This window comes from Microbispora triticiradicis, assembly GCF_005864065.1.
GTDB lineage: Bacteria > Actinomycetota > Actinomycetes > Streptosporangiales > Streptosporangiaceae > Microbispora > Microbispora triticiradicis.
The window spans coordinates 184,379-196,421 of record NZ_VANP01000008.1; the positions used below are offsets into that span (position 1 = coordinate 184,379).

At 73.4% G+C, this 12,043-nt stretch carries 7 protein-coding genes and 1 pseudogene; 4 read left to right on the top strand and 4 right to left on the bottom strand.

Features of this window, described 5'->3' with window-relative positions; genetic code table 11:
- The first annotated feature begins 1 nt into the window (after window position 1).
- Window positions 2-1,105 carry a sensor histidine kinase gene (locus FED44_RS21695; RefSeq protein WP_167521551.1) on the top strand — a complete coding sequence of 368 codons (1,104 nt, stop codon included), beginning with the start codon at window positions 2-4 and terminating at the stop codon, window positions 1,103-1,105.
- Window positions 1,102-1,707 carry a response regulator transcription factor gene (locus FED44_RS21700; RefSeq protein WP_111701440.1) on the top strand — a complete coding sequence of 202 codons (606 nt, stop codon included), beginning with the start codon at window positions 1,102-1,104 and terminating at the stop codon, window positions 1,705-1,707. The genes FED44_RS21695 and FED44_RS21700 overlap by 4 nt, the downstream gene beginning before the upstream one ends.
- Before the next feature lie 37 nt (window positions 1,708-1,744).
- On the opposite strand, the gene FED44_RS21705 is transcribed toward FED44_RS21700, so the two are convergent.
- The gene (locus FED44_RS21705) at window positions 1,745-2,572 is read right to left on the bottom strand and encodes a hypothetical protein (RefSeq protein WP_138461847.1); all 828 of its coding nucleotides are present in this window, start codon (window positions 2,570-2,572) and stop codon (window positions 1,745-1,747) included.
- Window positions 2,573-2,837: 265 nt separating this feature from the next.
- Here FED44_RS21705 and FED44_RS38165 point away from each other — a divergent pair, with 265 nt between their 5' ends.
- The gene (locus FED44_RS38165; RefSeq protein ID WP_138461848.1) at window positions 2,838-5,690 is read left to right on the top strand and encodes an ATP-binding protein; all 2,853 of its coding nucleotides are present in this window, start codon (window positions 2,838-2,840) and stop codon (window positions 5,688-5,690) included.
- Window positions 5,691-6,974: 1,284 nt separating this feature from the next.
- Here the strand turns inward: FED44_RS38165 and FED44_RS38315 are convergent.
- Window positions 6,975-7,295, bottom strand: a pseudogene (locus tag FED44_RS38315) (GntR family transcriptional regulator); the annotation flags it as partial.
- Window positions 7,296-7,474: 179 nt separating this feature from the next.
- On the opposite strand from FED44_RS38315, the gene FED44_RS21720 reads away from it, so the two are divergent.
- Window positions 7,475-10,276: an ATP-binding protein gene (locus FED44_RS21720; RefSeq protein WP_138461850.1), complete on the top strand. Its 2,802-nt coding sequence runs from the start codon at window positions 7,475-7,477 to the stop codon at window positions 10,274-10,276.
- Between the two features lie 19 nt (window positions 10,277-10,295).
- On the opposite strand, the gene FED44_RS21725 is transcribed toward FED44_RS21720, so the two are convergent.
- Together FED44_RS21725 and FED44_RS21730 are read right to left on the bottom strand one after the other, a co-directional pair.
- On the bottom strand, window positions 10,296-11,309 hold the full coding sequence (locus FED44_RS21725) for an aldo/keto reductase (RefSeq protein ID WP_138461851.1): 1,014 nt from the start codon (window positions 11,307-11,309) through the stop codon (window positions 10,296-10,298).
- 36 nt (window positions 11,310-11,345) lie between these two features.
- Window positions 11,346-11,996, bottom strand: coding sequence for a ScbR family autoregulator-binding transcription factor (locus FED44_RS21730; RefSeq protein WP_165900710.1), 651 nt, complete (start codon window positions 11,994-11,996; stop codon window positions 11,346-11,348).
- Window positions 11,997-12,043: the final 47 nt, after the last annotated feature.

A 12,043-nucleotide genomic window follows, 5' to 3' on the forward strand; every position in this document is an offset into this window, starting at 1 on the left:
CATGAACTCCACCTCCGCGCGACGGCTCGGAATCGCGCTGATCGTCCTGGTCTCCGTCGGTTACACGATCATCCCCCTGGTGGCCTCCCTCGCGACGGCCTCCGCGTCGGTCAACGCCCGGCTGCTCGTGCTGCTGGCCGCTTTCTACTGGCCGCACTTCCTTCACGTACGGCAGGCGTTCACGGGCGCCCGATCCCGATGGCTCCCCGCCACACTGGCGGTGCAGGCGGTCGCCGCCTACCTGCCGGAGGTCCTCGGGTTCACCGGCTGGTCGGCCGGGACCGCGCCGCTCCTGGCCGGGCCGGTGCTCCTGCTGCTCCCGCTGCGCTGGGGCGGCGTCCTGGTGACGACGATGGCGGCAGCGGAGTTCTGGTGGCTCCAGGGGATCTTCCACAACGTGACCGGCTCGTACTTCTACGCCCTCACCATCGTCATCACCGGAGCCATGATCTACGTCGTCGTACGGCTGGTCCGGGTTACCGCCGAACTGGAGCAGGCGCGAGCCGACCTGGCGGAGGCGGCGGTGCTGAAGGAGCGGTTGCGGATCTCCCGTGACCTGCACGACGGGCTGGGCCACAGCCTCACCGCGATCGTGTTGAAGGGCGACCTGGCCGCCCGGCTCATGGACCGCGATCTCCCCGCCGCGAGGACCGAGGTCGGCGCGCTGGTCCAGGTGGCAAGGGAGACCGCGCTGGAGGTGCGTCAGGTGGCTCGCGGCTACCGGCGGATGACGCTCGCCGACGAGGTGCACCGCGCCACGGCGCTGCTGGAGTCGTCCGGAATCGGCTGCCAGGTCAACCTCGCCGAGATGACCCCGCTCCGCGAGCAGGACGAGGCGCTCGCCTGGGCCGTGCGCGAGGGTGTCACGAACATCCTGCGGCACAGCCGCGCCACCACCTGTTCGATCACCACGTCGAACCGCGCGGGACGCACCCGCCTGGAGATCGTCAACAACGGCCTCGCACCTGACGACGCGCGAACCGTCAGGCCTTTCGGTGGCGGACTGACCGGGCTGGTGGAGCGGGCCGCGCAGACAGGGGGCACGGTCGAGGCCGGGCACACGCCCGAGGGCGGCTTCCGGTTGACGATGGAGGTGCCCGCGTGATCCGCGTCCTCCTGGCCGAGGACATGCACATGATCCGGGCCGCGCTCACCGCCCTGCTGCGCCTGGAGTCCGACCTGGAGGTGGTGGCCGAGGTGACGCGCGGGGACGAGATCGTCCCCGCCGCGCTGCGGGTGCGGCCGGACGTGGCGATCGTCGACATCGACCTGCCCGTGCTGGACGGCATCACCGCCGCCGCCCGGCTGCGGGAGGTGCTCCCCTCCTGCCGCATCCTGGTGCTGACCGCGATGGGCCGGCCGGGTCAGGTACGGCGGGCGTTGTCGGCGGGCATCGAGGCGTTCCTGGTCAAGGACGCCCCCGGCGACCGCCTGGCCGACGCGATCAGGCGTACGGCGGCCGGGCTGCGGGTGCTGGACGCGGAGCTGGTGGCCTCGGCGATGGAGTACGGAGAGAGCCCTCTCACCCCACGCGAGGCCACGGTCCTCCGCGAAGCCGCCCGAGGGGCCTCCGCCGAGGAGATCGCCGCCCGCCTGCACCTGTCGGCGGGCACCGTACGCAACTACCTCACCGGCGCGATCACCAAGACCGGCGCCCGCAACAAGATCGACGCCGTCCGCATCGCCGAGGACGCGGGCTGGCTGTGATCCCAACTTCCGACCGCGACCGCGACCAGGCCGGGAATCACACGGGCTTCGGCAGGTAGGTCGACAGGCACGCTTCGGCCGCGCTCGTCGGCTTGTAGCAGGCCTTCGCGGTGAGGCCGCCGTCGAGATTCCAGCGGGAGAAATAGGCCGCGGTGCCGGTGCAGGTCGACCCGCTCGTGTTCACGTCTCCCACCTTGACGTTGGCAGAGGCGCAACCGGAACCGGTCGCGGTCTTCTCCAGGGTGTTCAGCGTCGACCGGCCGCCGTCGTCGGAGCCGTAGCCGGTGAGCCGCACACCGGGACGCACGAGCGAGTACGTGTAGTCCGTCGCCGTGTAATAGGACCAGCTCGCTCCGGTGCCCGTCGTACGCACCCCGGCATCGGTCGCCGAACTCGGAATGGCGACGAAAAGTGACTTGTCGGCGTTCGTGGTGCCGGGAATGGTCCGGTAGACCAGCACCAGAAGGCCATCGTCGAAGCTGCCGGATCCGGTGCTGAATGTCTTGTAGGTGCCGTTCCCGCAGGTCGTCTCGTTGACGAGATCGGAACTCACATTGATCGCCCGGATCACCACCCGGGAGCACCGGCCGTCGTCGGCGACGTGCTCGATCGTTCCGTGGAGGTTGCGGGAGCCGCTCTGGTCGCTGCCGAATGCCGTCAGCTTGACGCCCGGCAGCGTCGCGCCGACCTGGAACGCGTCCGACCGGTAGTAGTTCCACGAGGCCGACATGCCGGCTCCATCGGCGGCCTGGGCCGGCGAGGCGGTGAGCAGGGCGCCGGTCACCGCCGCGACCAGCGTCGCGCCGACGGGCACGAGGCTCCGCGACGTGGGACGGAAACGGACGGGACGGAAAATCGTCGACATTATGCCCCTTTTGTGTTGCGTGCGTGCTTCTGGGTGCCTGATGTGCACCCTTCGTGTTCCATGTCAGGATCGCCGCCGCGCGGTGTCCGTAATGGACCACTTCGCCGTCGCATTCCATGGACCAGTAATCGCCGCATCCGGTAATTTGGTGCGCAATAACCACCCATTTTGTTATGCTGTGAGAAGTTAATCGCGGTCCGCCACCGCGGTGAAACCGTCGGCGTCGCACTCGCCGGCCAGTCCACCGCCCTACCACGAACGCAGGATGGTCCCGAGATCAGCGCACCCGCCCCTACAGGAGCGGGACGAGGGCGTCTCCATCCTGGTCGACGCGGCGCGTGCCGTTACTCCTGATGCGGGCGGGCGGATATTCGTCGTCGAGGGTCCTCCCGGGATCGGCAAGACGCGGTTGCTGGCCGAGGTGCGCGAGCGGCTGCGTCAGGACGGCCGACCAGTCGCACGGGCCGCGGGTTCGCCGCTGGAACGCGAGTTCGCCTACGGCGTCGCGCGGCAGTTGTTCGAGCCGATGCTGACCGCGGAGGCCGAACTCGGGCGGGGTCCGCTGTTCGCCGGCGCCGCCGCGCAGGCCGCGTCGGTGTTCACCGTGGAGGCGATCCGGCCGGTCGGCGACCTCGCGGTCCTGCACGGGTTGTACTGGCTGGTCGTGAACGCGTGCACGGCGGAACCGCTGACTCTCGTCGTCGACGACGTCCAGTACGCGGACTCGCCCTCTCTGCGGCTGCTGGCCTACCTGCTGCCCCGGCTGGACGGCCTGCCGCTGACCGTGATGCTGGCGCTGACGTCCGGCGCGCCGGTCCCCGACCTGCTGGCCGAGATCCTGCGCACGCCCAGCACCGAGTTCGTACGGCTGCGCCCGCTCGGACCGACCGGCACCGCCGCCGTGCTCGCGACGATGTTCGGCACCCGGCCCGACGACGCCTTCGTCGCCGCCTGTCACGACTCCAGCGGCGGCAACCCGCTCCTGCTGACCGAGCTGGCCCGAGGCTGCGTCGAACAGGGCATCGCACCCACGAGCGGCAACGCCACCCTGCTGGACACGGTGCTCCTGCCGTGCCGGATAAGGCCCCACCTGGGAAACATGCCGCAGGACGTCGTCGATGTGGCGCATGCCGTCGCGCTTCTGGGCAACGAAGCGGATCTGCCCGCGATCTCGGCCGTCTCCGGCCTCGGCGTCGAGGCCACCGCGACCGCCGTCGATCGGCTGATCCGGAGTCACGTACTGGTCCGCGCGCCCGGCGGCCGGTTCGGCTACCCGCACCAGCTGTTGCAGCGGTCGGCCTACGAGTACCTGGACACCCCCCGCCGGATACGGGGACACCGGGCGGCGGCGCTGCACCTGGCCGCCACAGGCGCGGAGCCGGAGCGGATCGCCGCCCAGATCCTGCAGGTGCCTCCGGGCGTGGTGCCGGGCGCGGCCGGATACCTGCGGCGGGCCGCGGAGACGGCGCTGTTCCGCGGCTCCCCCGACAGCGCGTACACCTATCTGCGGCGGGCGCTGCCCGAGGCGACCGGCGACGAGGACCGTCAGGTCCTGGTCGACCAGCTCGCCGATGTCGCGCTGCACAGCGACGTCGAGGCCGCCGCGCGCTACGGCGAACAGGCCCTGGCGTCGGCCGTCGAGCCCGCCGCCCGGGCGGTGGCCGGTCTACGGCTCGGGGAGGCGTTGCTGCTCGGCGGCGACACGGAGGCGGCGATACGGGCCTGGCGTGACGCGCGGCAGGCGCTGGGCGAGGCGTCCCCTCCCCACGACGCCGGGCTGCGCCGGCATCTGGACGCGTACCTGGTCAATGTGACCGTGCTGGAACCCGGTCAGCTGCACCTGATCGACGAGGTGGGGCAGGCCGCGGGCGACGACGAGCCGCCGAGCGCCGGCGGGCGGGCGCTGGACTGCGTGCTCGCCCTGCGGGCCGCGTTCGAGGCCCGTCCACAGGCGGCGCCGGCCGCCCGCCGCGGCCTTTCCGACGGGCTGCTGGTGCGCCTCGGCACCGGGGACAGCCCACTCGTGTGCGGCTGGCTGGCGCTCCTGGCCGCCGAGGACGACCTGGTCGGCACGAGTATCGACCACGCCCGGCGGGAGGCGTACCGCCGCGGCAGCGTCCGGGCGTACGGGCCGGTGCACGCCTTGGCGGCGCTCCACGAACTGTGGCGCGGCAATCTCGCCGAGGCGGAGCGGGAGGCGCGCACGGCGGTGGAGGCCGTCGAGCGTTCCGGAGTACGGCTCGGCCGGCCGTTCGTCGCCCCGTTCCTGGCCGACATTCTGGCCGAGCGCGGCGACCTGGCCGGCGCGCGGTCCGCGCTGGCCTGGGCCGGTCTGCCGGAGGAGCCGCCGCCTGCCGGTCCCATGTACTTCTACGCCGACACGCGGGCGCGGCTGCTGCGCCGTACGGTGGGCGGTGAGCGGGCGGTGGCCGCGGCGCTGGACGCCGGCCGCCTCTTCGCCCGATTCGGCGGCGACAACCCCGCGTTCATGCCCTGGCGCACCGAGGCGGCCCGCACCCTGCACCGGCTGGGTCACGGCGACCGGGCGGCGGAGCTCGCGCTGGCCGAGGTGGCCCTGGCCCGCCGCTGGGGCGCGCCCCGGCCGCTGGGCCGCGCGTTGCGGGTCGCCGGCGTCGTGCTCGGCGCACGGGACGGCTTCCCGCTGCTGGCCGAGGCGGTCGACGTGCTCGCCGGATCGCCTGCCCGGCTGGAGTACGCCAAGGCGCTGGTGGACCTGGCCGCGGCGGCGGGCAGGCGAGGCCGGCGCGGCTGGGCGCGCGAACTGCTCGACGACGCCGCCGAGCTCGCGGCCCAGTGCGACTGTCCCCCGTTGCGCGAGCGCGTGGACGCCATGTCGGGGGCGGCCGGGTCCCGGACCGCCTCGGCCGGGCCCGGCGCCACCGCGCTGACCTCAACAGAGCGCCGGGTCGCCGAGCTGGCAGCCACAGGCTTGTCCAATCGCGAGATCGCCGAGACTCTGTTCGTCACTCCCAAGACCGTCGAGCTGCATCTGACCAACACCTATCGCAAGCTGCGCATCGGCGGCCGGGTCGAGCTGGTCCACGCGCTGGACCGCGTTGCGGCGGGGACCGCCAGACCGCCGCGGACCCGCCGATGACCGAGGCCTCGGCGCGCCGGGAGTGAGCTCGGTGTCGCCGCCGCCGTGCGGGCGGCGTCCGGACGCGGGCCGTGCCGGACGCGGGTGCGCGGGCACACCGTCGACGCCCCGGCCGGCCCGCGCCCTGGTCAGGCCGGCCAGCACCGTGCGGACGGCCAGAAGGCCGTGGTGCAGTTCCTCGTCGGTCAGGTGGCCGAAACCGAGGACGATTCCGTCGGGATCGTCGCCCGCCCGGACCTGGTACAGGTCCGACAGACGGCCCACGGTCACACCGCGGCCCGCGAGTTCGGTCACCACGGGATCGACGGTCTGGCGGGGCAACAGCAGTGCCGCACTGGCACCCCGGGGGCCGAGAACCAGCCGCGCGGATCGTCCGACGGGTGCCAGCGCGGCACGTACCTCCTCGCGCCGCCGGACGTGGAGCCGCGACGCGCGCCTGACGTGCTGGGCGATCGTCCTGTCACCGAGCAGCCGGGCGAACGCCGCCTCCGCCGTCCCGCCGAGCCGCCCGTCGTCACCACCCGCGACCCGTGCGACCAGCGGCACCAGTGGACGCGGCAGCACCAGGTACGCCAACCCGGGCGGGGCGAGGCCGTCGCCCAGCGTCCCCGCGAGGACCACCCGCCCGCTCGCCAGGTCGAGCAGGGACGGAAGCGGCCTGTCCCCTGCTCCGGTCTGCTCCGTGCAGATGTCCACCAGATATCCGCCCGTCCGCTGCGCCCACGCGGCGAGCATCCGCCGGCGGGGCTGCGACAGCACCGCGCCGAACGGATGGTTGCCCTCGGCGAACACGACGGCGGCGCGTATCCCGTCCGCCCCGTCCAGCAGGTCCACCCGTGCGCCCTCCGTGTCGACCGGCAGCGCGTGGGTCGTCCATCCGGCCTGCCGGGCGGCCCGCACGGGATATTCCGGCGCCGGCTGCTCGACGGCCACCGCCGCCGCTCCGGCCTCCCGCTGCCCGATCAGCTGTCCGATCGCCTCGAACAGGAACCAGCAGGCCTGCCGCAGCCCGACGGCCACCACCACGTCACGGGCCTCGACACCGAGCCCGCGGGTCCGGTGCAGATGCTCGGCGACGGCCTCGCGGAGGGCGGCCGACCCCAGCGGAGCCGCCTCGCCGTTCGGCGGCAGGTAGCTGGCCTGGCGCCAGGCGGACCGCCATGCGGCCAGCGGGAAGGCGCCGGGCGCGGCGGCTCGGGGAGTGAAGTCCGCCACGACCGGGCGGACGGGCGGCGAGGGGATGCTCCGGCGATACGGTGACGGCTCGCCCGTGACGTACGTGCCCGAGCGGGGCCGTCCCTCGACGAAGCCACGGGCGAGCAGCAGCTCGTAGGCCGACACCACCACCCCGCGGGACACCCCGAGCAGCAGGGCCATCGCCCGGGTGGACGGGAGCCGCGTCCCGGCGGGCAGGAGGCCGGCGCGGATCGCCTCGGCCAGCTGCTCCATGAGCTGCTGCGGCAGGTGTCCACGCGAATCGCGACGAATGTCGAGGTAAGCGGCGAGCCCTTCTGCCGTGACCATGCGCCCTCCTTCTGCCGGCGGACGCCCGCCCCGTGTGGGCGCCGCCATCAGAAGATCGGCCAACCGGCGGCCCCGGGGCATCGGGGTCCCCCCCAGTGTCACCCCCTGTCTCCGTCGGCGGCGCGTCACCGCAGCTCAGAGATGCCGTCCGGGCGCCTTCGGCGCCCGGACGCCGGCGGATTCAACGCCATTTCTAGGGAAATCCCCGAGGCGGTCCATCCGATATCGCCTTATCATCCCCGGCTGGCAGACTTGCCGGGGTGGACTACGGACCGTCCTTGCTGGAGCGCGACGCCGAGGTGGGGCGGATGCGGACGCTGTTCGCCGCGGCGGCCCGCGGACAGGGCGGCGTGGTGCTGATCGAGGGCCCGGCCGGCATCGGCAAGAGCGCGCTGGCCGGCGCCGCCCGCCGCCTCGGCAGGACGGCGGGCTGCCGGGTGCTCGGTGCCCGCGGCAGCCGGCTGGAGCAGCGGTCCGGCTACGGCGTGCTGCGTCAGCTGGTCGAACCGGTGCTGCTCGGCGCCGACACCGCCCAACGGGTGCGGCTGCTGCGTGGTCCCGCCCACCGGGCGCTCGCGCTGCTCGACTCGCACCTCGACGGGCCCGCGCCCGGTGACCCGGGGGCGTTCCACGTGCTGTACCGGCTGCTGGTGAACGTCGCCAAGGCCGGCCCGGTGGCACTGGTCGTCGACGACGTGCACTGGGCCGACGACCCCTCGCTGCGCGTGTTCCTGCACATGCTCCCCGGCATTGGCGAGTTGCCGCTGGCGATGGTGCTGGCCGGTCGGCCGGCCGCCGCGCCGGGGCCGTGCTCGGAGCTCGCCGCCGATCCGGCCGTGACGGTGCTGCGGCCGGCTCCGCTGACGCCGGCCGCCACGGCCCGCCTGGTGCGCGCCGTCAACGGCGAGGCGGCGGACACCCGGCTGTGCGCGGCCTGCCACCGCCTGACCGGCGGCAACCCGCTGTTCGTACGGGAGCTGGCGGCAGCCGCCGCTGCCGCGGGCGGCACGGCGGCCGAGGGCGACGAGGAGGCGTTGCGTGCGCTCGGCGGGCCGGCGCTGAGCCAGTGGATGGGCGCCGTGCTCGCGCACCTCACCCCCGACGCCGTGCGGGTCGCGCAGATATGCGCCGTCCTGGGCGAGGAGGCCGACCCGCAGCTCGTCGCCGAACTCGCGGGCGGCCCGGAGACACTCACCCGGGGCCAGGACGAACTGGTGGCCGCGGGCGTCCTGCGCGGCGGCGGGCGGCCCGAGTTCGTGCACGCCCTGACCAGGCACGCCGTGTACTCCAGCATCGCCGTGGTGGAGCGCAGCCGCCTGCATCGGCGAGCGGCCGAGCTGCTCGCCGCCGGGCAGCCCGCACCGCTGGTCGCCACCCACCTGCTCGAAACCCTGCCCTCAGGCGACTCTTGGGTGGTAGACACGCTGGTGGCCGCCGCGAACCACGCGTCCAGCCGGGGGGTGCCACGGTCCGCTCTGGCGTTCCTGGAGCGGGCCTTGCAGGAGCCGCCCACCCCGCAGGCGACCGCCGAGCTGGTACGGATGGCCGGCCGCATCGCGTACTGGTTCGACTGGCCGGCCGCGATCGGCTATCTGCGACGCGCCGCCGCGCTGGCCCCGGACGCGGCCGGGCGCGCCGAGATCACCGAGCTGCTCGGTCGTGCGGTGATCCTCAACGGCCGCAACGCCGACGCGATCGCCCTTTTGGAGAACGCCCTCACCGAGCTGGGCGACGGGCACGCGGAGCTGGAGCACCGGCTGCGGACGCAGATCATCGCGGCGGCGGTGGCCGAGCTGGACCTGCGGCACACCGGTGCGCAGCACCTGGCGGTGCTTTCGGCCGCGCCGAGGCTCAGCGACGAGGTGCGGTGCAAGCTCGACGCGTTCACCGCGTTCCGGACCGCCGTCATCGATCTCGACCGGGACGCGGCCGTCTCCGCGGCGCTGCGGGTGCTGCGGCTGCGCTCGTCCGGCATGGCCTACCAGGACGCGTCGTCGTCGCTTCCCTACCTGGTCCTGATCGACGCCGACCATGACGACGCGCTGCGGCATCTCGACCACGACTGGTCCGCGGCGCGGGAAGCGGGCTCGTCGTACCTGGCCGCGCCGATCGGCTACCTCAGGGTGCACGCGCTGCTGTCGCGCGGTCACCTCGCCGAGGCCGAGGCCGGTATCCGGCAGGCGGTACGACTGATCGGCAGGGTGCCGGTCCCGCTGGCCCCGGTCTACGGCGGAGAGATCCTGGCGGAGGCGCACCTCGCACAGGGGCGGCTGGCCGCCGCGGCCGAGGCGCTCGCCGGAGCGTCCGCCGAAGTCCCGCCCTACAAGGCCCTGCGTTGCCGGCTGGACCTGCTGGCCGCCCGGGTGGATCTCGCCCATGGGCGGGCCGAGCAGGCGGTCCGGCAGGCGGAGCAGGTGGGCCGCCGGTTGCTCGCGGACGGCTGGTTGAACCCGGCCTCGCATCCGTGGCGGATGGTCGCCGCACTGGGCAAGCACGTCCTGGGTACCCGTGACGCGGCCTTGGCGCTGGCCGCCGAGGATCTCGACCTGGCCCGCCGGTGGGGCGCCCCACGCACCCTCGGCCGAGCGCTTCGGGTGGCGGCGACGGTGACCGGAGGCCGGGCCGAGCCGGAGTTGCTGGAGGAGGCGGTAAGGGTACTGCGAACGGGCCCGGCCAGGCTGGAGCTCGCCACGGCCCTGCACGCCTTCGGCCGCCGCACGTGGCAGCGTCACCCCCAGGCCGGGCAGGCCGCCCTGACCGAGGCTCTCCGGCTGGCGGAGGAGTGCGGAGCCGCAGGGCTCGCGCGGCGGGCGCGGAGCGCACTGAGCGAGGCCGGTACGCGGCCGCCGGAGCCGCACGGGACCGGGCTGACCCCCGGAGAATGGCGGGTGGCCCGGTTGGCGGCCCGGGGCCGGACCAACCGCCAGATCGCCCAGGAGCTGAACGTCACGCCCAAGACGGTCGAGACGCACCTCGGAAGCGTCTACCGCAAGCTCGGCGTCCGCAACCGCACCGCGATGGCCCGGGCGCTGGCCGCCACCGACCTCGACCGCCCGGACTGAACCGCGCCGCCGGCGCTTATCACTCGCGGGCGGTGGCCGTGGAGCTCATGTCCGGGTAACGCGCACCGGCCACCTTCGCCGCCAGCGGTTCCAGCGCGGCGAGCTCGCCGTCCGACAAGGTCATCGTCGCGGCCGCGACGTTCTGCCGGAGTCGGGCGGGAGAACGTGTGCCGGGAATGGGTAGAACCGTAAGGCCGTGGACCCGGGAACGCTGGTGAACCCAGGCGAGCGCGACCTGCGCGGGGGTGACCTCGCGGCGCGCGGCGATGTCGCGGACCGGTTCGAGGAGCGCGGCGTTCGCGTCGGCGTGGTCGCCGGTGAACCGGGGCATCTTCAGCCGGACGTCGCCGGTGCTCAGCCCCTGAGCGCCGGTGAACGCTCCGGTGAGGAAGCCCCGGCCGAGGGGCGAGTAGGCGACGAGTGCCACACCGAGCTCCGCTGCCGCCGGGACCACGGACGCCTCGATGTCGCGGGTGAACAGCGACCACTCGGACTGCAGGGCCGCGATCGGGTGCACGCTGTGTGCCGCGCGCAGTTCGGCCCCGGTCACCTCGGAGAGGCCGAGGTGCCGCACCTTGCCCTCCCGCACCAGCTCGGCCATGGCGCCGACCGTCTCCTCGATGGGGACGGACGTGTCGCGGCGATGCGCGTAGTAGAGGTCGATCTCGTCGATGCCGAGGCGCTTCAGGCTCGCGTCGACGCTCTGGCGTACGTACGCGCGGTCGCCGCGGACCTCGCTCCAGGACTTCTCGCCCGCCCGCCGGACGATGCCGAACTTGGTGGCGAGGAAGACCCGGTCGCGGTGGGCGCGGACGAAGGGGCCGAGGAACCTTTCGTTGTCGCCGTCTCCGTACAGGTCCGCGGTGTCGAACATGGTGACGCCCAGGGCGAGGGCGATCCGCAGGGTCTCCTGGGCCTCGGCCGGCGCCGTGGGCCCGTAGAACTCGCTGAAGCCCATGCAGCCGAGGCCCTGGGCGCCGACCAGCGGACCGCCGGTGCCGAGGGGAACTGCCGGGAGGATCGAAGCAGACATGCGAAGGTCTCCTTGGGTGGGCTCCCGGCGGTCGTCCTACTGCGGGGAGGCGGCGATGGAGGCGAAGAGCAGGCGGCTCATCTCCTCCCAGCGGCGGGGCAGATCCGCACGCTGGTTGAGGACGTCACAGACGTGCTGCAGGCCGAAGAACGCCGACACGAGCATGTACGCGGCGGACTCGGGGTCCATGCCCTCGCGGAGCTGACCGGCGCCGCTCGCCTTGGCCAGCAGCGTCGAGAGCGTGGCGATCCACTCGACGTAGGGCTCGGGCAGGGTCGTGTCGGACAGCGAGCGCTCGGCCTGGATCCTGGCTCCGGCCTTGACGATGTCGTCCTCGAAGAACTTGTCGGCGGCGTTCTTCAGCAGCGCCTCGACCGTCTCCATCGGCGGCAGGCCCATGGCCTGCGCCTCGTCGATGCGAACGCGCCACCGGTTGTACAGCTCGCGCACGATCTCGGCGGCGATGTCCTTCTTGTCGCGGAAGTGGAAGTACACCGCGCCCTTGGTCATGCCGACCTGCTTGGCGATGTGGTCGATGGAGGTGTGCGGATAGCCGCGGTCGGCGAACAGCTCGGCCGCCGAGGCGAGCACCTGGGCCCGGGTCTGCGCGGCCCGTGCCTGCTGCGGCGCGTTGCGCGGCTGCGCTCGGTGCGTGATGGTGGTTCTGGGAGTGCCGATCTTACTCACACGCGTGATCCGTTCTGTGGGGCTCCCCCTCAGCGTACCGCCTCCCA

Excerpts from the sequence above, each read along its gene's own strand:
- FED44_RS21695 (WP_167521551.1), top strand. The coding sequence starts at position 2 with ATGAACTCCACCTCCGCGCGACGGCTCGGAATCGCGCTGATCGTCCTG.
- FED44_RS21705 (WP_138461847.1), bottom strand. The coding sequence starts at position 2,572 with ATGTCGACGATTTTCCGTCCCGTCCGTTTCCGTCCCACGTCGCGGAGC.
- FED44_RS38165 (WP_138461848.1), top strand. The coding sequence starts at position 2,838 with ATGGTCCCGAGATCAGCGCACCCGCCCCTACAGGAGCGGGACGAGGGC.
- FED44_RS21725 (WP_138461851.1), bottom strand. The coding sequence starts at position 11,309 with ATGTCTGCTTCGATCCTCCCGGCAGTTCCCCTCGGCACCGGCGGTCCG.